The 25,597-nt window shown below is 47.4% G+C and carries 29 protein-coding genes; 10 read left to right on the top strand and 19 right to left on the bottom strand.

The features are described 5' to 3' along the window. Positions 1–32: 32 nt before the first annotated feature. Entirely contained in the window at positions 33–821 is a 789-nt protein-coding gene (locus tag G3M70_14920; GenBank protein QPJ63096.1) for a biotin--[acetyl-CoA-carboxylase] ligase, read from the top strand. Positions 822–842: 21 nt separating this feature from the next. Here the strand turns inward: G3M70_14920 and G3M70_14915 are convergent, their stop codons facing one another. Together G3M70_14915 and G3M70_14910 are read right to left on the bottom strand one after the other, a co-directional pair. After that, the gene (locus G3M70_14915; GenBank protein ID QPJ63095.1) at positions 843–1,334 is read right to left on the bottom strand and encodes a hypothetical protein; all 492 of its coding nucleotides are present in this window, start codon (positions 1,332–1,334) and stop codon (positions 843–845) included. 6 nt (positions 1,335–1,340) lie between these two features. Next, positions 1,341–1,901, bottom strand: a complete 561-nt coding sequence (locus tag G3M70_14910; GenBank protein ID QPJ63094.1) for a Slp/YeaY family lipoprotein — start codon at positions 1,899–1,901, stop codon at positions 1,341–1,343. Between the two features lie 252 nt (positions 1,902–2,153). Between G3M70_14910 and G3M70_14905 the strand changes: the two genes are divergently transcribed. The 3 genes from G3M70_14905 to G3M70_14895 all read left to right on the top strand — a co-directional run bounded on the left by G3M70_14905 (position 2,154) and on the right by G3M70_14895 (position 4,270). Further along, the gene (locus G3M70_14905; GenBank protein ID QPJ63093.1) at positions 2,154–2,921 is read left to right on the top strand and encodes a hypothetical protein; all 768 of its coding nucleotides are present in this window, start codon (positions 2,154–2,156) and stop codon (positions 2,919–2,921) included. A gap of 87 nt (positions 2,922–3,008) precedes the next feature. Next, on the top strand, positions 3,009–3,974 hold the full coding sequence (locus tag G3M70_14900; protein ID QPJ63092.1) for a DnaJ domain-containing protein: 966 nt from the start codon (positions 3,009–3,011) through the stop codon (positions 3,972–3,974). Beyond that, entirely contained in the window at positions 3,971–4,270 is a 300-nt protein-coding gene (locus G3M70_14895; GenBank protein QPJ63091.1) for a hypothetical protein, read from the top strand. Before G3M70_14900 ends, G3M70_14895 begins: the two co-directional genes overlap by 4 nt. Positions 4,271–4,293: 23 nt before the next feature. Here G3M70_14895 and G3M70_14890 read toward each other — a convergent pair whose 3' ends face one another. Both G3M70_14890 and G3M70_14885 read right to left on the bottom strand, forming a co-directional pair. Further along, positions 4,294–4,623: a LapA family protein gene (locus G3M70_14890; protein QPJ63090.1), complete on the bottom strand. Its 330-nt coding sequence runs from the start codon at positions 4,621–4,623 to the stop codon at positions 4,294–4,296. 86 nt (positions 4,624–4,709) lie between these two features. After that, positions 4,710–5,579, bottom strand: a complete 870-nt coding sequence (locus G3M70_14885) for a hypothetical protein (GenBank protein ID QPJ63089.1) — start codon at positions 5,577–5,579, stop codon at positions 4,710–4,712. Between the two features lie 275 nt (positions 5,580–5,854). Between G3M70_14885 and G3M70_14880 the strand changes: the two genes are divergently transcribed. Together G3M70_14880 and G3M70_14875 are read left to right on the top strand one after the other, a co-directional pair. Further along, entirely contained in the window at positions 5,855–6,757 is a 903-nt protein-coding gene (locus G3M70_14880; GenBank protein ID QPJ63088.1) for a sulfurtransferase, read from the top strand. 173 nt (positions 6,758–6,930) lie between these two features. After that, positions 6,931–7,257, top strand: a complete 327-nt coding sequence (locus G3M70_14875; protein ID QPJ63087.1) for a Rieske 2Fe-2S domain-containing protein — start codon at positions 6,931–6,933, stop codon at positions 7,255–7,257. 113 nt (positions 7,258–7,370) lie between these two features. Here G3M70_14875 and G3M70_14870 read toward each other — a convergent pair whose 3' ends face one another. From G3M70_14870 to G3M70_14855, 4 genes are all read right to left on the bottom strand, one after another. After that, positions 7,371–8,078, bottom strand: a complete 708-nt coding sequence (locus tag G3M70_14870) for a DUF1566 domain-containing protein (protein QPJ63086.1) — start codon at positions 8,076–8,078, stop codon at positions 7,371–7,373. Between the two features lie 29 nt (positions 8,079–8,107). Further along, positions 8,108–8,410, bottom strand: coding sequence for a hypothetical protein (locus tag G3M70_14865; protein ID QPJ63085.1), 303 nt, complete (start codon positions 8,408–8,410; stop codon positions 8,108–8,110). Between the two features lie 238 nt (positions 8,411–8,648). After that, entirely contained in the window at positions 8,649–9,449 is an 801-nt protein-coding gene (locus tag G3M70_14860) for an ABC transporter permease (GenBank protein QPJ63833.1), read from the bottom strand. A 14-nt stretch (positions 9,450–9,463) separates the two neighbouring features. Beyond that, positions 9,464–10,408, bottom strand: coding sequence for an ABC transporter permease (locus G3M70_14855; GenBank protein QPJ63084.1), 945 nt, complete (start codon positions 10,406–10,408; stop codon positions 9,464–9,466). Positions 10,409–10,530: 122 nt separating this feature from the next. Between G3M70_14855 and G3M70_14850 the strand changes: the two genes are divergently transcribed. Together G3M70_14850 and uvrA are read left to right on the top strand one after the other, a co-directional pair. After that, positions 10,531–12,351, top strand: coding sequence for a menaquinone biosynthesis decarboxylase (locus tag G3M70_14850; GenBank protein QPJ63083.1), 1,821 nt, complete (start codon positions 10,531–10,533; stop codon positions 12,349–12,351). A 31-nt stretch (positions 12,352–12,382) separates the two neighbouring features. Next, positions 12,383–15,220 carry an excinuclease ABC subunit UvrA gene (uvrA, locus tag G3M70_14845; GenBank protein ID QPJ63082.1) on the top strand — a complete coding sequence of 946 codons (2,838 nt, stop codon included), beginning with the start codon at positions 12,383–12,385 and terminating at the stop codon, positions 15,218–15,220. A 15-nt stretch (positions 15,221–15,235) separates the two neighbouring features. Here uvrA and G3M70_14840 read toward each other — a convergent pair whose 3' ends face one another. The 11 genes from G3M70_14840 to G3M70_14790 form a co-directional block, all read right to left on the bottom strand. Then, a complete protein-coding gene (locus G3M70_14840; protein ID QPJ63081.1) occupies positions 15,236–15,847 on the bottom strand; it encodes a DUF1287 domain-containing protein in 612 nt (203 codons plus the stop codon). A 134-nt stretch (positions 15,848–15,981) separates the two neighbouring features. After that, entirely contained in the window at positions 15,982–16,392 is a 411-nt protein-coding gene (locus tag G3M70_14835; protein QPJ63832.1) for a F0F1 ATP synthase subunit epsilon, read from the bottom strand. 2 nt (positions 16,393–16,394) lie between these two features. Next, complete coding sequence (gene atpD / locus G3M70_14830) at positions 16,395–17,810, bottom strand: F0F1 ATP synthase subunit beta (GenBank protein QPJ63080.1); 1,416 nt, start codon at positions 17,808–17,810, stop codon at positions 16,395–16,397. Between the two features lie 20 nt (positions 17,811–17,830). Then, positions 17,831–18,697: an ATP synthase F1 subunit gamma gene (gene atpG, locus G3M70_14825; protein QPJ63079.1), complete on the bottom strand. Its 867-nt coding sequence runs from the start codon at positions 18,695–18,697 to the stop codon at positions 17,831–17,833. Between the two features lie 3 nt (positions 18,698–18,700). Next, positions 18,701–20,203 carry a F0F1 ATP synthase subunit alpha gene (locus G3M70_14820; protein QPJ63078.1) on the bottom strand — a complete coding sequence of 501 codons (1,503 nt, stop codon included), beginning with the start codon at positions 20,201–20,203 and terminating at the stop codon, positions 18,701–18,703. After that, positions 20,187–20,753 carry an ATP synthase F1 subunit delta gene (gene atpH, locus G3M70_14815; GenBank protein QPJ63077.1) on the bottom strand — a complete coding sequence of 189 codons (567 nt, stop codon included), beginning with the start codon at positions 20,751–20,753 and terminating at the stop codon, positions 20,187–20,189. Before atpH ends, G3M70_14820 begins: the two co-directional genes overlap by 17 nt. 39 nt (positions 20,754–20,792) lie before the next feature. Beyond that, positions 20,793–21,308 carry a F0F1 ATP synthase subunit B gene (gene atpF / locus G3M70_14810; GenBank protein ID QPJ63076.1) on the bottom strand — a complete coding sequence of 172 codons (516 nt, stop codon included), beginning with the start codon at positions 21,306–21,308 and terminating at the stop codon, positions 20,793–20,795. Between the two features lie 67 nt (positions 21,309–21,375). After that, positions 21,376–21,603, bottom strand: coding sequence for an ATP synthase F0 subunit C (atpE, locus tag G3M70_14805; GenBank protein ID QPJ63075.1), 228 nt, complete (start codon positions 21,601–21,603; stop codon positions 21,376–21,378). A gap of 30 nt (positions 21,604–21,633) precedes the next feature. Continuing rightward, on the bottom strand, positions 21,634–22,368 hold the full coding sequence (locus tag G3M70_14800; GenBank protein QPJ63074.1) for a F0F1 ATP synthase subunit A: 735 nt from the start codon (positions 22,366–22,368) through the stop codon (positions 21,634–21,636). A gap of 8 nt (positions 22,369–22,376) precedes the next feature. Then, positions 22,377–22,652 (bottom strand): AtpZ/AtpI family protein, encoded by a 276-nt coding sequence (locus G3M70_14795; GenBank protein QPJ63073.1) that lies wholly within the window; start codon positions 22,650–22,652, stop codon positions 22,377–22,379. A 350-nt stretch (positions 22,653–23,002) separates the two neighbouring features. Continuing rightward, positions 23,003–23,329, bottom strand: coding sequence for a 4Fe-4S ferredoxin (locus G3M70_14790; protein ID QPJ63072.1), 327 nt, complete (start codon positions 23,327–23,329; stop codon positions 23,003–23,005). 338 nt (positions 23,330–23,667) lie between these two features. Between G3M70_14790 and holB the strand changes: the two genes are divergently transcribed. Together holB and G3M70_14780 are read left to right on the top strand one after the other, a co-directional pair. Next, a complete protein-coding gene (gene holB / locus G3M70_14785) occupies positions 23,668–24,684 on the top strand; it encodes a DNA polymerase III subunit delta' (GenBank protein ID QPJ63071.1) in 1,017 nt (338 codons plus the stop codon). 12 nt (positions 24,685–24,696) lie between these two features. After that, the gene (locus G3M70_14780; GenBank protein QPJ63831.1) at positions 24,697–25,584 is read left to right on the top strand and encodes a sporulation protein; all 888 of its coding nucleotides are present in this window, start codon (positions 24,697–24,699) and stop codon (positions 25,582–25,584) included. Positions 25,585–25,597: the final 13 nt, after the last annotated feature.

Raw genomic sequence — 25,597 nt, 5'->3', positions numbered from 1 at the left:
CGCCCATTATACCCAACCCGGGACTTTTAGCCATGTATGAAGATACCCTGGATCCCGTTTTTCTTATCGAAAACACAAAAACCCACCTACTGGGTTCCCGCTGGATTTTCGAAAAAAGCATTTCTTCTACCAATGATCTTGCAAAACAAATGGCTTCCGAAGGAGCCCCTGACGGCAGTCTGATCGTGTCAGACACTCAAACCATGGGGAAAGGAAGATTGGGAAGACAATGGGACTCACCTCCTGAAAGTGGAATCTACTTATCTGCCCTTTTGTATCCACCAGACCCGGAGAAATCTGGCCCCTTCCTGACCCTGCTCGCTGGTGTTGCAGTAGTCAATGCACTAAATACCTGGTGTGAAGTCACTTTAAAGTGGCCTAATGATTTACTTACAAATAACAAGAAAATATGCGGCATTTTATGTGAATTTTTCCATGAAATACGCCCCCGGCCTGCGATGGTGATCGGTATCGGAATCAATGTTCACCAGAAAGCTTCCCACTTCCCCAAGGAAATTCGACAAACAGCAACTTCCCTATTCATGGAAACTCAAAAGCACCTTTCGCGCACAAGGATCATTAAAAAGCTGGTAGAAGAACTTGATAAAGAATATCAGGAGTTTTTAGCGAATGGCCCTCAACTTCTGATTCAAAAATGGTCTGACCGCAGTTGCATGTTTGGGGAAGTAGTCGCCCTAAAAAAAGGAAAAAAAACAACAAGAGGTATCGTCAAACGGTTGGATTCAAAAGGCCATCTTGTACTGGAAACCGAAAGTGGCGAAGAATCTTTTGGATCTGGGGAAGCAACAATTCTAAAATAATTTCCCTTATTTATTAAATAGTTAAAACGACAAACCTCCGCCTATACTGAAAGTCGATAGCGGCCTCGAATAATAATAATCCTCTATTGGCCATAAATGAACTTCTTCCAGATTCAATATTGGATAAGTGTAAGAGGTTTGCCCCAAAGCTCTTGATTGAACTCCTACTACCTTGCCCGCCAAAGTCACCAGTCTGTCCCTCGACCAAACCTGCGGGTCCGGCTGTCCTGCCATTTGAATGAGGAATCTTCCGGCTGAAACATCAGCATCTGCAGGACGTAAACGGGAATCGAGGGGATGTTCCAACACCTCAAGGTAAGAAATTCCATCCACCTGATGAATTCCCAGCAATCTCCCTCCTACAACCACCAGTTTTCCCGTGGACTGGTCCGGGTTTTCCCGCACTGTGGCAAACGAAACAGAAGGCTGTGCCTCCAGAACCCGGTCCGAAAGGACTGATGAGCAGCCTGCCAAAGCCAATAACGTAACAATCACTATCAGATATTTAACCATTAGCCTCTACCAGTAGTAGTATGGGTAAAATCGGCCGTAGTATCGATAGGCATAAAAGGGATAGGGCCTCCAGAAAGGTCTCCATCCGGGACCATAATAGTACGGTGGATAACCATAATCCGGATATAAATTTTCCCTCCACAGCTTAAGCTCCTCAACTTCGACCACGGGAAATTGATAGTCTGCCTCCCCTATTTTTCCTCTTTGAGTTCCAACCAGCTTGCCAGCACCTGTCACAACCCGGCCCTTTGAAAATATCTCTGCTTCCAGATACCCTGGCTTTCTAAATATAAACCGGCCTAATGATTTATCAGCGCTACTCGGGTACCCGGAATAGTCGAGATCCTTTTCAACCACTTCAATTTCGGTGACACCATCCAGATTGCGGGTTTCAGAAATCACCCCGCCAAGAACTACCGTTTTACCTATATAAGCCTCCGGAGCCTGAAGCACATGAACAAATGTAACCGAAGGATCCACCTGCGACCTCAGCCCGGAAGATATGGGATGAGCACAACCTGAAAATGCCAGGCCAAAAACCATGAGGACAAAATAGAAACGTTTCATAAATCGCTCCCTTAATTTCCATTTCTCAATCTTGAACTTTAAGCGAAGCAGCCATTTTCTAAATAAGAACAAAAATATTCCATGCCACCAATATAAGCTCCTTCACTCGATGTCGCCAGAAATTGCCTTTTCCCAAATGTCGAAAAACCCGAAAAAACCTGACTAAAAACTTGATGATTTTCCGTTATTTCCAAGGTGGCCTGTTTTATCCTAGAATTATAATCCTTAGTCAAAAATTCCTTCGGGAAATCAATGATCGAATCCTTATTCATCCTTCTTATTATTTTTCTGTTTATCATGCCGGTTCCAACCCTGGCACTGGCTACCGGCTTGGGAATCGGGCATCTTTTTTACAAACAGTTTCTTTTATTCCGTTTTCAACCAGCTTCCCAGAAAAAACTCATCTGGTATACCCTGCTTTGTAACGGAATAAATTTTATTTTGAGTTTGTTTCTGGCCTTCGGCATGTCCTACGCTGTTCATTATTTTTTAACTGACCTTTTCTGGCTGTTCCTATTCAATTTTCTTTTTTGTTTTGCGGTATCCATACGCTGGTTTGATTTTTCAAACCGGTTGTTCCGTTTCCTCGTCCACCGTCTTTCAGAAAAACACACCCCGTCATTAAAAACAACGGGGAATACTGCTTTTGTCATGGTTTACGGGTTACGCAAAAGTATCGGTTGGGGTGCGGGCTGGACTCCGGTTTTTGTGGACGCAGGTGATATCGACCTGACCCGGGAAATACTGAGATTCAAAGGATTGTTTCTTGATTTGACTCTTAATTCGCAAAGTCTTGAAAATGCGATTTCGGTCAGCTCAGAACAAATCACACTCATTCCACGACGGGAAAATGATTATCAGAGGGCAGGACGCTACAAACTGGTGATCCGCGACCAGTTTTACCCCTTCCGTTGTCGAGAAACCCGTGACCTGATTATTTCCAGAATATTCCCCACTGAAAAGCCTCCAGCCAATACACCGTCCTCCCCCCTCCCTCTCAATAATCCTACAACCGGTTGAACGTTAAAGGATAAAAGGGATACAATAGACACCGCTTTAATTAAAAACCTCAAGCCCTTTTCAGGGCTCAATCTCCCAAAAAAATATATGGGCACACGGGCTTCCGCAAATCGAGACTATTACAAAATCCTTGGCGTTCAAAAAAAGGACAATGCCCAGACGATTAAGAAAAAGTTCCGAGCCCTGGCACGCGAGCACCATCCGGATGCCAATTCAGGCAGCGAAACTTCTGAAGAAAAATTCAAGCTAATCTCAGAAGCTTATGAGATTCTCAGTGACAATAAAAAGCGCAAGGAATATGACCGGATGCGGTCCGGCAGTGGGAGTGGACCATCCTCGCGACGCTATTCCCGCCAAAGGGGATCAGGAGCACCTGGAGACGATCCTTTTGACTTTGGTAGAAAGTACCAGCGTCAAGAACAACCAAATGATGGACCGGGCCCCGGAGCTGGTACAGGCTTTGATCAGGAACCCGTTATTGACCCTGACCTTCCCACGCGGGGTTTTGATCTCCAGTTTATGGTCAACATTCCGTTCCAGACGGCCTGCCTGGGAGGCCAGATTTCTTACAATTATGACAAGCATGTGCCCTGTACAAATTGCAAACAGACCGGCAAGACAGAGGACTACGAAACCTGTCCGGTTTGTGATGGCAATACGCGGGTAGTGGAAAATGTAACCGTCGATGTTGAAATTCCGCGTGGTGTACGGGATCAATACACGCTCAGGACACGAAATCTGGGAGGAGCAGGCCGCAATGGAGGCCCTCCCGGCGATTTGCTCATCAAGGTCTGCATCATCCCGGACAAGCGTTTTAAACGCGTCATAAACGATGTCTGGATGGAACTGGCTATCCCAGAACCTTTGGCTGAAACCGGCGGCCCTCTGGAAATTAAAACCCTCGATAAAACCCAGACAATTGAAATTGAGGAAAATACGCTGACAGGAGAGGAACTTCGCATACGAGGCGCCGGGGCCTATGAGCCCTGGGGGAAAAAACGAGGCGACCTGATAATCAAATTCCGTGTTGAACCGGTTGAGGAAACCGTATGAAACTGGCCCTGTCTCTTTTAGTCATGGTCCTGGCTCTTATTGGACTCGTTTTGGTGTTAAAACCCGAGAAGAAAAAAAAACCACGACCGTCGCTGAAAGGAAAGTCACCCGCAACACCACTCCCCCCTGCCAAAGAAGAAAAGAAATTCCTGACTCAACCAACACCCTCGGACAAGAACTCGCTCCCACGCGAACCCACTATGACTGAGATCCGGTTTGCCGTTCGTAAATACGTCAACAAGTTTCCCGGTGTAACGGCAGACGTCATGCAAGACTGGATGAAAAAACGTCCCTGAATTTTATTTCCAGTTTGCCTCGACTATTCGACAGGAGGTGTCGTGCCGGATGGATTTGAAGCGGTGGGCTTGGGTTTGTACTCTATTAATTGAGATTGTAATTCTTCGATCGTTTTATCTTTTCGATGCAACAGGGCCTTGAATTTGAGTCGGGAGACCCACCCGCTGAACCAGGCAATGGAAAACCCGAAGGCCATTGAACCAATCATGACCAATATCAGAGGAACCTGGATATTATGGGAATCCAGAGAGAAATCGTAAAAACTCACCTCCACAAGCTCCCTGTTTTTTAATCCCAGGACCACAACCAATAGAGCGATGATAATTACCAGAATTAATTTAAATGGGGACATGCTCTTTCCATAAAACAACGGCCCGGAACCCTGTTAAGGGTCCAGGCCGCGTTGTTGATATCAGTTACAGAACAGGGGAAAAGGTTCTATTCATCTTCCTCTTCTTCGTCATCTTCACCCTCTTCTTCGCCACCTTCCTCTTCGCCTTCCGATTCATCAGATTCTTCAGACTCACCTGAGTCCTCAGACTCTTCAGATTCCTCGGATTCACCTTCAGAGGCCAGTTCAATAACTCCAGTGGCATCTTCTTCTGCTGCCGGTTCCTCTTCCACTGCTGCTTCTTCAGCAGGTTCAGGAGCAGGCTCCGGTTCATGGGCTGGTTCTGGTTCTGGAGCAGGAGCCGCATCCTCTGGTGCTGCTGCTGGCGGTACGGCCATAGTCAAAGGCGCACTACCGTCTCCCGCACCCAAGTCATTCAGCAGACTATCAATATTGGCGATGAGTTGTCCACTTTTACTCTGGAGTTCAGGATCAGAGTTTGCGGTTACTTCCTGAATGGCCACCTTGGCACGCTTCAGTTCCATAACCGCTACCATTTTCTCGTAATTTCCTACTTTGCCTTTCAGATCACTGACATCCTGATCAATGCGGGCAAAACCGGATTCCATCGTTTGTTTGATCGGTCCAAATTTGGTTTCAATGGTCTGGATGGCGGCATCCACATCCCCGACCTTGCTATTGAGATCCCGAATAAAAAACAGGATAAAAATGATGGCCAAAGCAGCCATCCCAAAACCCAGGAATGCTACGGCTTTAAGAAGGCTCATCTCCTCCTCTTCAGGATCAACAGGAGGAACCGGCTCTTTGAAATCAGCTTCAGTCAATCCTTTTTCACCACTGCTACCCTGAGCGTAATAGGTGCTGGCATCTTCTTTTTCTTCCTGCTTGATAGCTTCCAGCTTATCCTCGTTGGAAGCAGGCTTTTCTTCTTCAGGATTTTGATCGCTAGTCGTCATGGTTCCTCCAACTCACTCCATCGAAATTCAAGGCCCCGCAGTCAACACAATCTAGCCCTTCCGACCTTTAATTAAGATCAGGAAGAAGCCACCCCGGACTTCGTTCGACTGCCTCTGACCTGACTTGGTCAGGTGACCCAAATGCTATATAATAAAAAGAATTAACCGGCCAGGGAGATTGTACTAAAGGGTACCTCTAAAGGCCCCCTTAAAGGGTATTTGGCCAAAAAATGAAGACTGATATTACAAGCGAGAGCCGCATTTTGTCAAGGAAAATGAAGCCTTTTTACAGGGTTCTGGGGGCTCTCTTGTGTTTGATTTCAACGGCATCCTCCATCCAGGCCAGCCCGGCAGCAAACAACCTCCAAATGACACCAGAAGAGCTCCATTCTCTGCCCGAAAACCAGCGCGTCATTCTCGATACCCGATCCAAATGGGGCTACCTATGGGGTCATATTCCGGGAGCCCAGTCCACAGGCAGTTGGAAGGATTTTGCTACCACTAAAGATGGTGTGCAGGGTCAACTCAATCGCGATAAAAAATTTCTCGTCGAAAAACTAAAAAAACTGGGCGTAAGCCCGGGCAAGGCAATTTTCATCTACGGCGACCCAGAGAATAAATGGCGTCAGGACGGCCGGTTTTTCTGGATGTTCGAGTTCCTGGGCTTTAAACAGGTTTATCTTCTGCAAGGCGGGTTCGATAGTTGGAAGAAGGCCGGTTTTCCAGTGGAACGGGGTTCGGGCAACCCTCCTCCAGGATCAACTCTCAACGAACAGGATATCGAATTCAACCCCGATACCATCGCCGACTCTAATTTAATCAGGGGAAAACTTGGCCAACCCAATTTTGTGCTCATCGACAATCGGGAGAAACATGAATATGAAGGATCAACCCCATACGGCTCGTCAAGAGGAGGACATATTCCCGGAGCCATTCACATTGACTGGCGGGATTTTTTCACTACCAAAGGCCAGTTGAAACCCGGTGCTGAACTGGAAGGAATGCTGAGCCAGTACAAGATCAAACCAGGGAATGAAATTGTTGTTTATTGTACCGGCGGGGTGCGATCCGCCATGGCCTACTTTGTTTTCAGAACCCTGGGGTATTCCGTGCGCAATTACGATGGTTCCTGGTGGGACTGGAGTCACAACCCTGCCCTCCCCGCAGAAATTTCTTGAATGAAATATTCGGGAATTTGCGGAAAAGTTCACAATCCGCCTTCATGAGGCAAATTAAACCTCAGGAATGTCATTCTGAGCGAAGCGAAAAATCTCGCATTAGATTTTGATGTGATATAAACAAATCCCTCATAAATTTTAATCAAAAAAAAATTTCAAACGGTGAATCACAAATGCCCTTCATTCCAGTCGCTAAAGTAGAAGACATTCCCACAGGTGAGCGCAAACGCTTCGATATCGAAGGAAAACGCATCACTGTTTTTAATATCGACGGAGAACTGTTTGCCATTCTCGACACCTGTCCACACAAAAAAACCGCGCCCTTAGTAAGAGGTACTCTGGACGGTGACGGAATCAAATGCCCGAACCATGGTTATCGCTTCTGCCTCAAGACAGGCGCGTGCGACGTCGGGGAACGCTGGAATACCGAAGTCTATGAAGTGAAAGTAGAAGATGGAAAAATATTAGTTCTGCCTGAATGCGAAACCGCATCAAACTAATTACAGGTTATCCCTTTTCTAATTTTTACTACTAAAGGGAAAACTGCCAGATCTGAGTTACTTTAAAATCGAGAGCCCAAAAACACGATAAGACCGACTGAAGAGATTTTAACTCAGTCAGATTTGGTTGAAGCAGCGGCAGTGGCGCCTGAGGCGGGTTTCGCTGCGGGGGTTGCCCCTGCTGCAGGAGCAGGTTTGGCTGCAGCGGCAGCGGGTTTGGCAGCCTCTGCTGGTTTGGCTTCACCACGTACAGCGTAGATAGACGCCCACACTTCTGAAGGGGGATAGATCATCTCGCCGCCAATTTTAAAATCGAAGCGGATGACTTTTTCCGGCGTGCACTCGGTGATCCAGGTATTACATACACGACCTTCTGAAAAAATGGGATCAAGCGGGAACTGGGTCCCATTTTTATCCAGACACATTTTAGACTTGGTCTTGTCTACCAGTGTTGTGGCCTCTGCCTTGTTTGGCATTCGCCAATCATCATAACCTGCAAACTTTTCTTTATTCAAATTGTCTATATATTCACCTGCTGCTTCAAAGGTGAAAAACTTGTGGCAGTCGAGCCAGGCATCTGACTGTTTCCACATGTAACCAGAGTTTGGGTCCGTAATCGTTCCATCGCCATTGTCGATGAGAGGATCTTTGGGCTTGGCTGCGGCTTTTGCCTTTGCTTTGGCTTTTGGAGCAGCCTTAGGGGCGGCTTTTGGAGCGGCTTTGGCAGCAGCCCCAGCGGCAGGTGCAGCTGGTTTTGCAGCTTCTGCTGCAGGTTTTGTTGTGCTCTCTTCTTTTGGTTTCTCTGGTGGTGTTTCAGACATTTTTTATTATTTTATCTACAGGAAATTTTTTAAACGGGACTTCCCTTTCCATTGCGTTCTACAAACGCGGGAGAGTTGTCCAGTATCTCGTTCAGGTGTTGGCCGGTTGTCGCTACCTTTTTCAAAATGTCACCCAGTTCAGAAGTAGAATGAATTTCAAGACAGTCACGAAAATGCTCCCGATAACCCCGGGCATTGTATCTCACCCAATTCATCACCAACTCATCGCATTGGTCGGAACAATTGTTCTTGCTGTAACCTTTTTGCTCGAGAAGGTTACACTGTGACTTCCGAATAATTTCGCAGATCAGGTCTGTCTTAAGCGGAGACATTTATTTTCCAGATTCAGGTACCGCTTCCCGGGGCAAAACCCCAAAAGAAACGGTAATTTAAATCGACTTTATCAGGTTGTCAACCACCAAACCTCACAGGCTGATGGAATCAGCTGCAGGCCTTTTTAAAACAAAGGTTAAACAGCTACCAACTATTCAATTAATATTTTACTCCTATCCAAATTCAATGAAAACCCCCGTGACCAGAATTTCTTACATTTAAAGCACTGTAAACATTCTAGATAGCTTTCCTCCGTTTAGGATCCAGGTAATCACGGAGCCCATCGCCAAGGAAATTGAAGGCCAGAATGGTTATAAAAATCGCCAGAGAGGGAAACAAAATAAGATGTGGGTAAAATTTGATCGCTTTCCAGCCTTCATTTGCGAGCGTTCCCCAGCTGCTTGCCGGGGGCGCTATTCCAAGCCCAATAAAACTGAGGGTCGATTCCGATAATATGGCTGCCGGTATTCGAAAAGATAGTGTCACCAGTAACACGCCATAAAGATTGGGCAAAATTTCTTTCCAGAGAATCCGGATGGGACCTGCTCCCAGGGCACGTGATGCCGTAACATAGGAGTACTCTTTAATCTTGAGAACCTCTCCGCGGACAAGTCGGGCTACGGTGACCCAGCTCACCATGGTCAACGCAATAAAGATACTGAGCACCCCTTTCCCGAGCATTACCATAATCAGGATGATGAGCAACAGGTCGGGTAAGGCAAACACCACATCCACCACCCGCATCATAAAACTGTCGACGCGTCCACCTGCATAAGCGGAAGCCGCACCGTATGCAGTTCCAATCACCAGCGCGATCAGAGTGGTGAGGATGCCTACAAACAGAGAAACGCGTGCTCCGTAAAGCAGCCGTGAAAAAAGGTCGCGTCCCAATGTGTCCGTTCCCATCCAATGTTGAAAAGATGGTGTCTGTAAAGCCTGTGAGGTGTCCTGCAAGTCAAATGAATAGGGAGAAATCCAGGGAGCGAAAACGGCAAGCACACACATCGAGACAATCAATCCGGCACTCACCTTCCCCATTCTGGAAAAATGCCTCATGCCTTCTTTCCACCTCCGGCGGATTCAATCAACTTCACTCTTGGATCCAGTTTGATATAGACAAGATCTACCAGAATATTGGCCAGAACAACCAGCACCGCGTAGACCAGTGTCACTCCCATGATGAGAGGGTAATCCCGATTGGTCACAGCGGTGATGAAATAATTCCCCATTCCTGGAATTGAAAAAATGTACTCGATTACAAACGAGCCAACCACCAGGCCTGCTGTTAGCGGTCCCATAACCGAAACGATTGGAGATGCTGCATTGATCAAAGCGTGTTTTAAAATGACTGTCGATTCACGCAGCCCTTTAGCCCGTGCGGTACGGATAAAATCCTGTTCCATTACTTCGAGCAAGGTGGAGCGGGTCAAGCGGGCAATATAACCTGCAAATCCGGCACCAAGAGCAAAAGCTGGCATCACAATATGCCGGGGCCCTTCCCATAAAGCCGGCGGCAACCACTGCAATTGATGGGAAAAAACGAGAATCAGAAGAGTGCCAATGACAAAGCTCGGCAGGGATATCCCGAGTGTGGCCAGAAAAATACAAGCCCGGTCGATCCAGGTATCCCTGCCCACTACAGACAAGACACCAGCAGGAATTCCAAGCGCTAATGTAACCAGTACGGCACACAAACCCAGAGTGAGCGATACAGGAAATGTTTCTTTAAGGATGTCGGACACATTACGTCCGACGTATTTATAGGACGGCCCAAGATCCCCCTTCACCACCTGCTTTAGATACAGGAGGTATTGTTGAGCCAGAGTTTTATCGAGATGATATTTGGCTTCAATATTGGCTAAAATTTCGGGCGGTAGTTTCTTGTCACGGTCGAAAGGTCCACCCGGAACAAGCCTCAAAATAAGGAATGTCAAAGTTGCTACTACCAGAATGACAGGCAAGCCGTGAAGAACCCGTTTAAAAAAATATCCAAGCATTTATTGCCTCCACTTTCCCGACAAACTTAACACAGACTTCTACAGAGGAAAATCTAACAAATTCCCCTCAGTTCCCCGTGCTGCGATATAATAGCCTCTTGACCTTTTTCCACGGGGCATCAATGGCTTTTCCATCATTAAGAGAGTTCATCGCAAAAATTGATTCCATGGGAGAACTTGTCCGTATCTCCCAACGCGTCTCACCCATTCTTGAAATTTCCGAAATTACCGATCGCGTTTCAAAACTGGAAGGCGGAGGCAAGGCACTTCTGTTCGAAAATGTAGAAGGCAGTGCCATGCCGGTATTGATCAACACGTTTGGCAGTTGGAAACGTATGTGCGCAGCGCTGGATGTTGAAAAACTGGATGACATTGCCACGGACATGGAACGGTTTTTAAAAATCGCTCCTCCGCAAAGCCTTTTTGATAAAGCCCGGTTGATTCCACTTTTACTCCAGGCATCCAATTTTCCGCCACGCATGGTATCCACCGCTCCCTGTCAGGAAATTGTACACACCGGCGACGCAGTTGACCTGTCTCGAATTCCGGTGCTCCAGTGCTGGCCCAATGACGCAGGCCGGTTCATCACTTATCCCATTGTCATCAATCGCAGCACAGACCGGAAGATAAGAAATGTCGGACTTTATCGAATGCAGGTTTATGATCGCAACACCACCGCGATGCACTGGCACATTCATAAAGATGGAGCGCATTTTTTTCACGAATTTAAAAGAAAAAACAAACGCATGGAAGTTGCCGTCGCTATAGGAGCAGACCCAGCTACCTGCTATTCCGCCTCTGCTCCCCTCCCCTATGGGGTCGACGAATTTTTGCTGGCCGGATTCCTGCGGAAAAAGGCGGTTCCTTTGGTGAAATGCAAAACCGTAAACCTCGAGGTTCCTGCCAACGCTGAAATAGTTCTTGAAGGTTATATCGATCCCCAGGAGTTACGCTTGGAAGGGCCTTTTGGAGACCATACGGGTTATTATTCCCAGGATGGCGATTACCCGGTTTTTCACGTCACAGCGGTCACCTATCGAAAAAACCCGATTTATATGACCACCATCGTCGGCATTCCTCCTCAGGAAGATTATTACCTGGGAAAGGCGACTGAACGAATTTTTCTTCCTCTACTGAAGATGCAATGGCCGGAAGTGGTGGATATGAACATGCCCCTGGAAGGGGTTTTTCACAACTGCGTTATCGTCTCCATCGACAAGCGCTATCCCATGCAGGCTCGCCGACTGATGAGTGCCTTATGGGGTGCGGGACAAATGAGCTTCGTGAAAATTATTATTGTTGTGGATTCCAGCCAGTGTTCTGTCCATGATGAAGGCGAAATTCTAAAACTGATACTCAATAGAACAGATCTGGACCGTGACCTGTTTTTCTCTGAAGGCATCCTCGACGTATTGAACCACGCTTCCGACAAGGCTCTCTACGGTTCAAAGCTGGGAATTGACCTGACTGATCCGGTGGATGGTGAAAGTGAGAGAAACGAACTTGAGCAAGCCACGATAAATGATTCAGGTAACCTGGAACGCCATATTCTGAAATCCTTCCCGAAACTTGAAGGTTGCCGACTGGTTCATGCGGACACCAGGCGATCTGTCCTGCTCGCATCAATGAACAAGACCCAACCGCACCAGACATCTGACTTTATAAAAGCTTTCCTGGCAAACGAGGAGTTCGCTGACATCACAGTCCTTTGCGTGTTTGAAAAGCATGTCGATTTGAGAAACAATTCCACCATGCTGTGGAAACTTTTTAACAATCTCGACCCGAAGCGCGATTACTATCGTGATGGGAAGAGGATTGGTATCGACCTGTCGCAAAAATTAGCTGAAGAAGGATATGAACAGGATTGGCCAGAGGAAATCATTATGTCGGAAGACATTAAAAAGAAAGTAGACGAAAACTGGAACAGGATTTACCCTCAATAATTTTCCCTCCGATAAAGAAAACGAAACCACCATGGCTTTAGACACGATCACCATTAAAGGCGCACGCGAGCACAATTTAAAGAACATTGACCTCTCTCTACCACGCAACAAATTGGTGGTGATCACAGGCCTTAGCGGTTCTGGAAAATCTTCTCTGGCATTCGATACTATTTACGCAGAGGGCCAACGACGTTATGTGGAATCCCTATCCGCTTATGCACGTCAGTTTCTGGAGTTAATGGAGAAGCCGGACATTGATTATATAGAGGGGCTATCTCCAGCGATTTCTATAGAACAGAAGACGTCCAGCAAGAATCCTCGTTCAACGGTCGGAACAGTTACCGAAATCTACGATTACCTGAGACTGCTCTACGCAAGGATCGGAAGAGTATTCTGTTACAAGTGTGACCGCGAAATCGCATCCCAAACCGTACAACAGATTGTCGATCAGGTACAAGGCTTGCCAGAAGGACAAAAGGTCATGATCCTCGCACCAGTTGTCCAGGGGAGGAAAGGAGAATTCAAAAAAGAACTCGCCGCCCTTCGAAAAAAGGGATTTGTACGAGTCAGGATAAATGGTGAGGTCAAATCCCTTGAAGAAAATATCGTTCTGGATAAAAAGTACAAACACACCATTGAAACGGTGGTCGATCGCCTTGTCATTAAACCAAACCTGAATAAACGCCTGGCAGATTCTGTAGAAACCGGCCTGCTGGAGGGCGATCATTCACTGATTGTTTCAATTTTACCAAAAGGGAAAGAGGAAGGCGAAGACCTGTTGTTCAGCGAGAAGTTTGCCTGCAGCTATTGCAACATCAGCTACCCGGAACTGGAGCCCCGCCTGTTTTCATTCAACAACCCAACGGGTGCCTGCCCGGCTTGTGACGGACTCGGCAACAAGATGGTCATTGATCCTGACCTGGTGGTACCCGATGACTCATTGTCCATAAGAAATGGTGCCATCAAACCCTGGGAGAAAAAAACCTCAGTCTATTTTCACCAGATGCTGGAAGCAGTTTCAGAGCATTTTGGATTTAAACTCAACACTCCCTTCAAAGACCTTCCCAGGAAAACAAGAGACCTCATTCTTTATGGCTCAGGTGACACCAAGGTCCCCTATTTTTACGAAAAACAGGAGCGTCGTCACACGTATGAAGGAACCTACGATGGAGTGATTCCTGATCTGGAGCGACGCTACCGGGAAACCGACTCCTCACACGTCCGTGATGACATTTCCCGTTTCATGCGCTCCCTCCCCTGCCCTTCCTGCAAAGGCAATCGGTTAAAGCCCGAAGCGGTTTCAGTACGGGTTAATGATGAAAACATTATCCAGATGACAAGTCGATCCATTGGGGATCTCAAAACATTTTTTGAAAAGCTCAAACTTAACCGGCAGGAATCCCACATTGCCAGACGCATCATAAAAGAAATCAAAGAACGATTGACCTTCCTGAATAATGTCGGACTCGACTACCTCACATTGAACCGGACCTCTGCGACGCTTTCAGGAGGAGAAAGCCAACGTATCCGTCTCGCAACACAGATCGGTTCCCAACTCATGGGTGTACTTTACGTTCTGGATGAACCCAGCATCGGCCTGCATCAGCGTGACAATGACCGCCTGTTAGAAACACTGGTCAAGCTTCGTGACCTTGGCAACACCGTGATCGTGGTCGAACACGATGCCAACACCATTCTGGAAGCGGATCACGTGGTCGACCTCGGACCAGGTGCTGGTCGCCATGGCGGAACCATCGTATTTTCAGGTACGCCCAAGGCCATGTTGAAAGATAAAAAGTCCCTCACGGGTCAATACCTGTCGGGTCGGCGGTCCATCCCACTACCCAAAAAGAGGAGGAAGGGAAACGGAAACTTTCTGGAAATCACTGGAGCCAGGCAGAACAATTTAAAAGACGTTAACGTCAAGTTTCCTCTGGGTTGTCTGACCTGCATCACAGGTGTTTCCGGGTCCGGCAAGAGTACACTGACTCTGGATATTCTTTATAAATCACTTGCCTGTCATTTCTGGAATTCCAATACCCGTCCAGGTAAATTCGATAAAATCAAGGGAGTCAATTTTCTCGACAAGGTGATCGACATTGATCAGTCTCCGATTGGCCGAACCCCTCGCTCCAATCCCGCAACTTATACAGGATTGTTCACACTGATCCGTGAGTTGTTCAGTGAGGTTCCCGAATCGCGTGCTCGTGGCTATAAGCCAGGCCGGTTCAGCTTTAATGTTAAGGGTGGACGTTGTGAGGCTTGCCAGGGTGACGGCATTTTAAAAGTGGAAATGCATTTTCTTCCCGACATCTTTGTCACCTGCGAGGTCTGTAATGGAAAGCGCTTCAATCGGGAGACCCTCGAAATCCTTTACAAGGGGAAAAATATTGCCGAAGTTCTTGAACTCACAGCGGAACAGGCACTGGAGTTTTTTAAAAATATTCCTGCTTTGAAAAACAAACTGAAAACCTTAACGGATGTTGGCTTGAACTATATCCACTTGGGACAACCTGCGACTACCCTCTCCGGTGGCGAAGCTCAGCGCGTCAAACTTTCAAAAGAATTGAGCAAACGCAGCACCGGGCAAACCCTTTACATATTGGACGAACCAACAACCGGCCTGCATTTCGAAGATATCGAGCATCTACTCGGTGTGCTGCAAAGATTGGTGGATGCCGGCAACACCGTCATTGTAATTGAGCACAATCTGGATGTAATCAAAACAGCAGATCATATTATCGACCTGGGTCCCGAGGGCGGTCACAAAGGCGGGGAAATTCTCGCAGTGGGCACACCGGAGGAAGTCATAAAAATCAAAAAATCCTACACCGGGCGATATTTAAAAGAAACGCTCCAAAGCGTCTAGCAGGAAAGACACTTTTTACTCTGCAGGATATCGATAATGACCGGTTATTTTAAAGTCAAACAACACATCTTCTAGCTTCGGGCCCTCCCCGATATTATGTACAATCAAGGGGCGCATTCCGTCCCTTGATTTTTGGTCAGTCACAATTCCAATATGAGGTAAATGGCCTGACTTTTTGAGATTCCAGGTCACCAGGTCCCCCGGCTTGTAGTCGCCTCCTCTTCGCGTTTCAGGAAGTTCAACCCCATGCCTTTTAAAGAATATCCGCAGATTGGGGACACGGCGGTGGTCAATATTCGAATCCGGCGCCTTCAATCCCCAGAAACTGGGATACAACTCAAAATGCTTGACCATATCTTCGTGAATCTTTTGCTGCAGGTCTATTCCAAGTTTCCTGAAACTACGGATGACCACATCACTGCAGACGCCAATATCTTTTGGGACATCCCCTCCCGGGTACTTAATTGAAACATACCGCCCATCATAGGCAACGGTGTGCCGGGTTCTTTCCAATGCTGCCGCGACCAATCGTTTAGGGAGTTTTAAATCGGCGAATGCGGGTGCGCTGGAAAAATGGAGGGAACTACCGATTAAAGCCAGATATAAAAACACATTGGGAATCTGCATCCTTTCCCCCTAAATTGTAAATAACTACAAGATTACCAGGAAGGTTTACGCGATTTCCAACCCAATTTCAGGCAAAACCAAAAACTGGTTTCTCTTTCAGGGAAGTACTTTAAAAGGTGGGTGGTGGGGAAAAGTCAGTTGCTTTGGGAGTGTTCCAGTCGGGCCAGGGCGCGGAACAGTTTCTTTTGCGCTTCGCGGAGTTCATCTTCCTCAAGACCACCTTTGGCGATCAACGCTTCCGCTTTCTTGCGAGCTTCTTCAGCCCGTTCACGGTCAATACCACTGACATACTCAGCCGTTTCTGCAAGAATCGTCACCCGGTTGGAGGTGACTTCAACATAGCCATCACTGACAACAAGCGCGACCTCTTCACCGTCTTTCTCATACGACAGTTGTCCGGGTCGGAGGGTGGAAAACAGGGGCGAATGATCGAACAGAATCCCCATGTCGCCTTCGGTGCCTGGCACATTCACCTGGTCGACTTCATCAGTCACCATATGCCGTTCAGGTGTAACGATGCTGAGTTGTAGTTTATCTGCCATGATTCTTATGCCGCTTCCGCTTTAAGTTTTTCAGCTTTCTCGTAGACTTCATCCAGTGCCCCAACCATATAAAATGCCTGCTCAGGGATGTGGTCCATCTTGCCGTCAATGATTTCCTTGAAGCCTGCAATGGTGTCTGCAACCTTAACGTATTTGCCTGGAGAGCCCGTGAATACTTCAGCCACAAAGAACGGCTGTGAGAGATATTTCTGAATTTTACGGGCTCGATCAACGATGAGCCGGTCATCTTCAGACAACTCATCCATACCGAGAATGGCAATGATGTCCTGTAAATCTTTATAACGCTGCAGGGTTTGCTGAACGGCACGGGCCACCTGATAATGCTCTTCCCCAACGATCTGTGGATCCAGAATCCGTGACGTAGAGTCAAGTGGATCCACCGCAGGGTAAATACCCAATTCAGAAATACGACGGTTGAGAACGGTCGTGGCATCGAGATGTGAGAAGGTGGTCGCCGGCGCGGGATCAGTCAAGTCATCCGCTGGAACGTAGATCGCCTGAACCGAAGTAATTGAACCTTTTTTCGTAGAGGTGATGCGCTCCTGCAGGTTACCCATTTCAGTTGCCAGCGTCGGCTGGTAACCCACGGCAGAAGGGATACGACCCAGCAACGCGGATACTTCGGAACCGGCCTGAGAAAAACGGAAGATGTTGTCGATGAACAGTAGAACGTCTTGTCCGCCTACATCGCGGAAATATTCGGCCATGGTGAGCCCGGTCAGAGCAACCCGCATACGCGCTCCGGGAGGTTCCGTCATCTGCCCGTAAATCAAAGCCGTTTTATCGATAACGTTAGAGTCAATCATCTCGTGATAGAGGTCATTACCTTCACGAGTACGTTCCCCAACCCCTGCAAATACTGAGTAACCGCTATGCTCCGCACCGATGTTACGGATGAGTTCCATGATGAGAACAGTCTTGCCAACACCCGCACCCCCGAAGAGGCCTGTCTTGCCACCTTTCAGGTAGGGCTCAAGCAGGTCGATAACTTTAATACCGGTCTCCAGCATTTCCATACTGGTGTCCTGGTTCTCCAGGGAAGGCGCATCGCGATGGATACTCCATTTTTCATTCGATTCAGGAGCCGGTTTCTGATCCACCGGGTCACCTGTTACGTTCAGGATTCGGCCCAGCACAGAATCACCCACCGGAACAGAGATCGGGGCACCCGTATCGACGGCGTCCATTCCACGAACGAGCCCGTCTGTCGGGTGCATGGAGATAGTGCGGACAGCGTTGTCGCCAAGGTGCTGCGCAACTTCGAGAACGATCTTGTCCGTCTTGCCATCGTCTGTTGGTTTTTCAATATTGATGGCGTTGTAAAGAGAAGGCAGTTGCCCTTCTTTAAAACTCATATCCACTACCGGACCGATGATTTGCGTCACAATCCCCTTGTTCATTCTTATCTCCTTTGTCCTGTTTAGCCTTTGAGCGATTCGGCCCCGTTGACCACTTCGATCAATTCTTTAGTGATGTACGCCTGACGTGTGCGGTTGTAAAACAACATCAGTTCGCCAATCATTTCTTTTGCATTGCGGGATGCATTATCCATTGCCGTCATCCGGGCACCGTGCTCGCTGGCACTGGATTCCAGAAACGCCCGGTAAACCTGGGTTGTCATATAACGAACCAATAAATGTTCCAGGATAGATTCTTCGTCCGGCTCATAGATATAGTCCACTGAAAGTTTTTCTTCACCCTCTTCCACAGGCTCCGGAACAATCGGCAACAATTGCTCGAGGATCACTTCCTGATTCAACACCGACTTGAATTCATTGTAGACCATGTAAATTTTATCGGCCTTGCGTTCGATAAACATCTGGGCCAGCTGGTTCCCGATTTCCTGGGCCTTCAGATAATCAAACTCCTTAGTCCAATTGAGGAACTTGTCGGCAATGTTCATTTCCCTTCGATTGAAATACTCGTAACCTTTTTTACCTGCACAAAGCAGCGAGAATTCGCGGTTTGGATTTTTCTCCAGAACCTGTGACGCCATCTTCAGAATATTTGAATTGAAGGCACCACACAGACCACGATCGGAAGTGATGACCAGTAAAAGGATTTTTTTCCCTTCCCGGTCATCAAGTAGCGGATGCAGGTCATTATTACACCTGGCCGCCAAATGGTTCATGACTTCCATCAACTTGACTGCATAGGGTCGAGCACTCAGGATCGCCTCCTGTGCGCGGCGCAGTTTGGAAGCCGAGACCAGTTTCATGGCCTTGGTCATTTGCTGCGTATTTTTTACGCTACGAATCCGTTGTTTTACATCACGAAGACTGGGCATGGGTTAGAACAATTCCTTATATTCTTTAAGAGCAGCAATGATTTTCGCCTCAGAATCATCGTCCAGCTTTTTCGCAGCGGCAATGCCTTCCATGACATCATTGTGTTTCTCTTCCATGTAATTAAGAAAACCGGACTCGAACTTCTGGACATCACCCGGTTTAATATCATCCAGCAGACCTTTAACGCCGGTGAAAATCGAAACGATCTGCTGAACAACACTCAAGGGCCTGTACTGATCCTGTTTGAGAAGTTCTACCAGACGTTCACCCCGGCTAAGCTGTGCTTGTGTTGCAGGATCAAGGTCACTGCCAAACTGGGCGAAAGCTGCCATTTCGCGGTACTGGGCAAGATCCAGTCTCAACTGACCCGCAACCTGCTTCATGCCTTTGATCTGAGCGGAACCACCAACACGAGAAACTGAGAGTCCCACATTAATCGCCGGTCGGACACCGGAGAAAAACAGATCTGATTCGAGATAAATTTGTCCATCCGTAATTGAAATCACGTTTGTCGGAATGTAAGCGGAGACATCCCCAGCCTGGGTTTCAATAATGGGCAGTGCCGTCATTGAACCCGCACCCAGATCATCGCTCAGTTTCGCCGAGCGTTCAAGCAACCGTGAATGAACATAGAAAACATCACCCGGGTACGCTTCACGTCCAGGAGGTCGTCTCAGCAAAAGGGACAACTGACGATATGCCGCTGCCTGTTTTGACAGATCATCGTAAACGATGAGGGCGTGCATGCCGTTGTCACGGAAGTATTCACCGATAGCACAACCACAATAGGGAGCAACAAACTGCATCGGTGCAGGGTCACTGGCGGTTGCAGCAACCACTACGGTGTACTTCATGGCATCGTGTTCTTCGAGTGTTTTCACAACACGCGCAACGGTGGATCTTTTTTGACCGATCGCAACGTAAATGCAGTAAACGTTCTGCCCTTTTTGGTTAATGATCGTATCGAGGGCTACAGCAGTTTTTCCGGTCTGCCTGTCGCCGATGATGAGTTCACGCTGCCCGCGTCCAATCGGGATCATACCGTCGATCGCTTTAATACCGGTCTGCATTGGCTCATGCACCGATTTACGATCAATAACGCCGGGAGCGATTCTCTCAATCGGGCCTGTTTGAGTTGTGTTCAGAGGCCCTTTTCCATCAATGGGCTGTCCGATGCCATTCACAACACGCCCAACGAGTTCCATACCCACCGGAACTTCCATGATACGGCCGGTTCGTTTTACCTCGTCGCCTTCCTTGACATGGGAATCGAATCCCATAAGGACCGCACCGATGTTGTCCTCCTCAAGGTTCAGGACCATTCCATACAGGTCATTGGGGAAAAGAACCAGTTCACCCGCCATGGCATCTTCAAGGCCATAAATACGGGCAATACCATCACCAACCGAAATTACCCGACCGGTTTCCTTGAGCTCAATTCCCTCGTCAAATCCTTCAATTTGTTTTTGGATCAGAGAACTGATCTCATCAGCTCGCAAGCTCACTTAAGGCCTCCTCATTACGGATCACGCGTTTTAATTGCTCCAGCCTGTTTTTAATGGTGGCATCCACCACACGGCTTCCCACCAGCAGGCGAATCCCGCCAATCAATCCCTCATCTACAGAGGTTTCAAGGATAGCGGTTTTACCCAGTTGGCGATCCAGCGAAGTTTTTAATTTATCCAGTTCAGCCTGCCCAAGGGGGCTGGCTGATATAACTTTGACACGAACCTGGCCCAGGCGTTGATCGACAAACCCCTGGAAGTAGGTTGCAATATGTTTCACGAATGGCATTTTTTGACGTTGAACCAACAGCGCCATCAGTTTACGGACCTGATCCGGAGCTTTGGTGCGGTCGCACATTTCCCCGACCATCGCCTCTTTTTTTTCATCCGGAAAAGAAGGATGAATAAAAAATCGATAGAGGTTGGGATCCAGGCTAAATGCTTCGCCTATATTTGTCAGCGATTCCAGAGCCGCATTCAACTGACTCGATTCTGAAATAGAATCGGACAACGCTTCGGCAAATCTTTTACCAATCTGATTTTCAATCATGTCTTATTACCCACACCTTAAATCCTGAAACAACTTTAATCAGGCGTTTTGCTCCAGATTACTCAGAACTTCCTCAATCGATTCATCGATCAAACGCTTCTTGTCATCGTCGCTCAAAGTCCGGCGCAATACTTTCTCAGTAGACGCAACCGTCAGGACTGAAATGTAGTCCCTGATTTCACTCATCAGTTGGTTGCGTGAGGTGAGAATTTCATGTTCTGCATCTTTTTGAATTTGACGGCATTTGGCCTGAGTATCGCTGATAGTTTTTTCCGAAATTTTCCTGGCCTCTTCCTGTGCAAGAGAAACAATGGTCGCCGCCTTTTCCTGGGCGGTTTTCAACTGGGCTTCAAAATCCAGTTTCAGTTTCTCTGCTTCAACCTTCAGATTCTCTGCAGACTGGATATCCGTCCGGATTTTGGAGGTTCGCTCTTCCAGAGCCTTTAAAATAGGCGGAAAAGCAAACTTCCAAAGCAGAAAGAGAAATATTGCAAAGGAAATAAGAGACCAAAAAAGCAGGGGGGTAAAGACTGCTGTTTGTTCAAACTGTGGCATATTTATTTACGTTTAAGTTGGAGGTTAACATTCGGTCGTCTCCTGAAATGGAGCCCACCGGATTAGCTTATGCTTTCCCCATCAAAATAAACGCCAGGACCAGCGCATAGAGCGCGACGGCTTCCACGAGTGCAAACCCGATCCAGCAGTACTTGGCCACACGGGCTTCGGCGTTGGGCTGACGGCCTACGGTTTCGATCGTCTTCGCAAATATGTAAGCGATCCCGAGAGCGGCGCCAAAAAACCCGGCAGCACACAATCCCATTCCCAAATACGCAGCTGCTGATGCTTCCATCCTATCCTCTCCTATTCTTTAAGGATTCAATCAGTGTAACTTGATGACATCTCCGATGTACACGCAAGTCAGTGTTGCAAATATGTAAGCCTGGATCAGCGCAATCGCCATTTCCAGGACATTGATGATGACAGTAAACCCGAATGGCAACCAGCCAATCCAGATTGGTGCAGACATGGTTAACGCAAACAAAACGCCCAAGACAGTATGCCCTGCCGTCATGTTGGCAAACAAACGGACGGAAAGTGAAATCGGCCGTGCCAACAGGCTGATCGTTTCAACAATCACCATAAACGGAATCATGATCTTGGGGACTCCCGGTGGAACCAGAATTCCCAGAAAATGAAGACCATGCTTGGCGAAACCAATGAGCAGGGTCATGATGAAAATCAGAACAGAAAATGCACCAGTGACGACCAGTTGACTTGTAATGGTATAGGAACCGGGAACCAGTCCAATGAAGTTGCACGCGAATATAAAGAAGAATAATGCAGCAATAAAATGAAAATATTTTTTGCCTTCTTCGCCGATGAATTCGTCCGTCATTCCACGAATAAACTCCAGCGCCACCTCCCCAACGCTTTGCAACTTACCGGGAACCAGTTTCACTCCCTTGCTGACCACAAGCATAAAAAACAAATACACAAGAGCCAGCCCGATCCACATCGCAATGATTGCTTTGTTGATCGATATATCTAGACCCCCCAGGTGCAGTTCCACCAGGGGATGCAATTCAAAATGGTGTAATGGATTTTCTCCGGACATTCACGCTCCTAAAATTTTAAATCGTCCGATTTTTCCTTTGACTCTGGTTTATCAGAATCGTTTTCTTCTTCCGGAGGGGTCAACTCTTTGGCCGCCCGGTAAACATTCAAACAACCGGCTGCCCCACCAAAAATCACTCCGAGAGCTAAAAACCAGGGACTGCTCTCTAACCAATCATCCAGAAAGTACCCCATCAATGTTCCAACCCCGGTCGCTACCGTAAACTCTATCCCGAGTCGGGCGGCAAACCCCATGCCCTGTCGGAAACTATTATTGGTTTTCATGGTGGCTTGGGTGGGTTTGTCCGGGCCGGGGATCAAAGCATTAAGCTGGTTCGTCTCCTTAGGGGGTGTATATCACATAACCTTCTGTTTTATTTACTCTAGAAAAGTATTCAGACGAACACCTTGTCCACGGCCCCCACCTTAAAACTGCTCAAACATAAAAAGGAACAGTTACAAGATGGTTTCTTCGCAAGTAAATTGGACCGAAAATATCGTTCAATTCGCTATAAGTCAATGGAAAAGTGGATATTTTCTTGCAAGAACACTGGGAGCAAGTGAAACCGGTCAAAAAAGCCCAAAAAAAACCGCCCCTTTTCCAAGGAGCGGTTTAAATTTTTCGTGTCTCCCGTTCAATAAGGGAGCTCTCCCATCTCAGTTTCATACTTGGCGAGTGGCCACATATCGATGGCATCCCAGGGACAACCTTCCAGGAATGTGTCCATGGGCCCTTTCGACGTGCATTTTTTACAACCAATACAGGTCAAAGGATCCACTTCTACCCGGTTGAAAAAAGGAGCATCCGGGTTTGTCACCTCGTACATACAATTGTCAACGGGGCATTCAGTTATGCAAATGGGCGATCCGCCACAACCCGTACAGGCATCGTTGATCACCGCGAGAATTTTTGGTTTGCGCTTGCGTTTCTGAGTCCGCTTGGCTCTTTCTGCAACTGCCATGTCAGTCCTCTAAATTAAGCCTGCAATTCAGGCTGTTTCTTTAATTAGGCTAACAGTTTCCTGCCAGATTTATAACAAAATACAAGGATTAACGCAAAATAAATCCCTAAATTTTCTGCCAATTTTCAATCAAATTTTTAAGTTATTGCATTAAATATGCAAGAAAGGGAGGCTCATTTCCTTACATATTTCAGGCACTGTTATTGAATCGGTCAAGGAACAGTCTATAATGTTGTTGCCTTTTCAACATTGGGCCAAACGACCTACCCCTCAAAAAAACACCTGATGTTTTACCTTAGGCTTTCTTGTTTAAAGTTGAATTTAAAAGTAATTAAACCATGTCTCTACAAGCAATACTAGGTCAACCGCAAGCATCGGGAATTCTCACGCGGGCTTTGGAAAGCGGGAGAATAGCCAATGCCTATCTGTTTTACGGCCCCGAAAGTGTTGGCAAAAAGAAGGCGGGTTATGAACTTGCCAAAGCCCTCAATTGCGAAACCCTGGGGCCAAAAAATTCCTGTGACCAATGCTCTTCATGCAGAAGGATTGACCAGGGACTTCATCCGGACGTTTTCTTTCTCGAACCCGATGCGAGCGGATCCGTCCGGGAACCATGGATAAAAATAGAAGCGATCCGTGATCTGCAAAAAAAACTGGCGTTCATGCCCTACGAAGGTAAAACAAAAGTTGTGGTTATCGATGCGGCCGACAGGATCAATCCTCAGGCTGCAAACGCTTTTTTAAAAACGCTGGAAGAACCGCCGGCAGAAACAGTTTTGATTCTCATCACCTCCAACCCGCAGCAGCTTTTGCCCACTGTCGCTTCACGTTGTCAGGGAATCCGTTTCCAGCCACTATCAGAACCCACTCTGGAAATAATTCTGAAAGAAATTACCAACGGAAACGAAGAATTTAATAAAGATGAAATTCCCAGAAGAGTCAGTCGTTCCGGTGGCAGCGTACAAAATGCTCTGGATTTCGATCTCGAAGAATGGGGTCAAGTAAGACAATCTCTCATCCAGCTGCTTTTAAACCTTTCGTTGGACAGGGTCGATATTCTATTTTCATTCGCGCGCACATGGGCAAAATCTGAACCGACCCAGATCACCCGGATGCTAAAAGAAATGAGCGGTATGCTGCGGGATGTTACACTTCTACAGATTCAATGCTCCCCGGAATTACTTTTCAACCGGGACCTTTCGAGTGAAATAAAACCAATGGTTGGCAGGCAAAGTCAGCAGGCACTCGCAAAGATGCAGGAAACGATCCATAATACGAGGCTGGCTTTAAAAGGGAATGCAAATGTGCAGTTGACCCTTGAAACAATGCTGCTCGATTTTTGTGAGGTACGATAGAACCCTATGGCCATGAACCCAATCTGCAAACTAGAGCCTCCCAATGATGCCCCTAATGGCCCCCCACCCAAATTTGTACTGGGTGTCCGGGTGAAGGGAGTAGACAAATCGGTCCTCTGCAACCCAGGCGACCGCAACCTCAGAGTCGGTGCTTCCGTGATGATTGCCACGGCCCAGGGGGATAAACTTGCCGTGGTGGCCTCAAATAAACTACCCAATTTCAAAAAAGAATCAACAGCCCCCATTTTAAATATCATCAGGTTAGCAACAGAGCAGGATATCGCGAAGGAGAAAGAACAGGAACAGCGGGAGAAAACAGCTCGAGAACATTGTCTGGACCTCATAGGGAACCTCAAACTTCCTATGAACCTGAGTCGGGTCATGTATTTAAACGATGAGAATAAATCCGTTTTTTTCTTCACCGCGGAAGGCAGGGTCGATTTTCGTGAACTGGTCAAGCAACTGGCAGGCAGGCTCAAACACCGTATTGAAATGAGACAGGTGGGAGTGAGGGATGAAGCCAGGTCCATCACAGGGTATGGAACCTGCGGAGAGGCTCTTTGCTGCTCCACATTTCTCGACCAGTTTTCCCCCGTCACCATACGCATGGCAAAAGACCAGGGCCTCGCTCTGAATCCCAGTAAAATTTCAGGTGTGTGTGGCCGCCTTATGTGCTGCCTGCAATATGAACACGCCAACTACAAAGAACTCATCAAGGAAATGCCGAAAATGAACAGTCGCGTCCAGACACCGGACGGCCCTGGTAAGGTCATTAAACAGGATATTCTGAAAAAGACACTGACTGTCCGCCTTGAGGATGAATCGATCCTGTACTATCATCTGGACGAAATCATAACGGCATCCAAACCCGCTGCCAGTTCTCAAAACACCCCATCCTGATTCTCCCTGAAAG

The organism is Candidatus Nitronauta litoralis, from assembly GCA_015698285.1.
Taxonomy (GTDB): domain Bacteria; phylum Nitrospinota; class Nitrospinia; order Nitrospinales; family Nitrospinaceae; genus Nitronauta; species Nitronauta litoralis.
This window is presented reverse-complemented; position numbering and strand designations above follow the sequence as displayed.

Coding starts and splice junctions, on each gene's coding strand:
- G3M70_14870 (QPJ63086.1), bottom strand. CDS start 8,078: ATGTCTGAAACACCACCAGAGAAACCAAAAGAAGAGAGCACAACAAAA.
- G3M70_14905 (QPJ63093.1), top strand. CDS start 2,154: ATGATCGAATCCTTATTCATCCTTCTTATTATTTTTCTGTTTATCATG.
- G3M70_14860 (QPJ63833.1), bottom strand. CDS start 9,449: ATGGGGAAGGTGAGTGCCGGATTGATTGTCTCGATGTGTGTGCTTGCC.
- G3M70_14920 (QPJ63096.1), top strand. CDS start 33: ATGTATGAAGATACCCTGGATCCCGTTTTTCTTATCGAAAACACAAAA.
- G3M70_14800 (QPJ63074.1), bottom strand. CDS start 22,368: ATGTCCGGAGAAAATCCATTACACCATTTTGAATTGCATCCCCTGGTG.
- atpG (QPJ63079.1), bottom strand. CDS start 18,697: ATGCCCAGTCTTCGTGATGTAAAACAACGGATTCGTAGCGTAAAAAAT.
- G3M70_14900 (QPJ63092.1), top strand. CDS start 3,009: ATGGGCACACGGGCTTCCGCAAATCGAGACTATTACAAAATCCTTGGC.
- G3M70_14790 (QPJ63072.1), bottom strand. CDS start 23,329: ATGGCAGTTGCAGAAAGAGCCAAGCGGACTCAGAAACGCAAGCGCAAA.
- G3M70_14875 (QPJ63087.1), top strand. CDS start 6,931: ATGCCCTTCATTCCAGTCGCTAAAGTAGAAGACATTCCCACAGGTGAG.
- holB (QPJ63071.1), top strand. CDS start 23,668: ATGTCTCTACAAGCAATACTAGGTCAACCGCAAGCATCGGGAATTCTC.
- atpE (QPJ63075.1), bottom strand. CDS start 21,603: ATGGAAGCATCAGCAGCTGCGTATTTGGGAATGGGATTGTGTGCTGCC.
- atpH (QPJ63077.1), bottom strand. CDS start 20,753: ATGATTGAAAATCAGATTGGTAAAAGATTTGCCGAAGCGTTGTCCGAT.
- G3M70_14880 (QPJ63088.1), top strand. CDS start 5,855: ATGAAGCCTTTTTACAGGGTTCTGGGGGCTCTCTTGTGTTTGATTTCA.
- atpF (QPJ63076.1), bottom strand. CDS start 21,308: ATGCCACAGTTTGAACAAACAGCAGTCTTTACCCCCCTGCTTTTTTGG.
- G3M70_14885 (QPJ63089.1), bottom strand. CDS start 5,579: ATGACGACTAGCGATCAAAATCCTGAAGAAGAAAAGCCTGCTTCCAAC.
- G3M70_14850 (QPJ63083.1), top strand. CDS start 10,531: ATGGCTTTTCCATCATTAAGAGAGTTCATCGCAAAAATTGATTCCATG.
- G3M70_14890 (QPJ63090.1), bottom strand. CDS start 4,623: ATGTCCCCATTTAAATTAATTCTGGTAATTATCATCGCTCTATTGGTT.
- G3M70_14795 (QPJ63073.1), bottom strand. CDS start 22,652: ATGAAAACCAATAATAGTTTCCGACAGGGCATGGGGTTTGCCGCCCGA.
- G3M70_14915 (QPJ63095.1), bottom strand. CDS start 1,334: ATGGTTAAATATCTGATAGTGATTGTTACGTTATTGGCTTTGGCAGGC.
- G3M70_14780 (QPJ63831.1), top strand. CDS start 24,697: ATGAACCCAATCTGCAAACTAGAGCCTCCCAATGATGCCCCTAATGGC.
- G3M70_14855 (QPJ63084.1), bottom strand. CDS start 10,408: ATGCTTGGATATTTTTTTAAACGGGTTCTTCACGGCTTGCCTGTCATT.
- uvrA (QPJ63082.1), top strand. CDS start 12,383: ATGGCTTTAGACACGATCACCATTAAAGGCGCACGCGAGCACAATTTA.
- G3M70_14865 (QPJ63085.1), bottom strand. CDS start 8,410: ATGTCTCCGCTTAAGACAGACCTGATCTGCGAAATTATTCGGAAGTCA.
- G3M70_14895 (QPJ63091.1), top strand. CDS start 3,971: ATGAAACTGGCCCTGTCTCTTTTAGTCATGGTCCTGGCTCTTATTGGA.
- G3M70_14910 (QPJ63094.1), bottom strand. CDS start 1,901: ATGAAACGTTTCTATTTTGTCCTCATGGTTTTTGGCCTGGCATTTTCA.
- G3M70_14840 (QPJ63081.1), bottom strand. CDS start 15,847: ATGCAGATTCCCAATGTGTTTTTATATCTGGCTTTAATCGGTAGTTCC.
- atpD (QPJ63080.1), bottom strand. CDS start 17,810: ATGAACAAGGGGATTGTGACGCAAATCATCGGTCCGGTAGTGGATATG.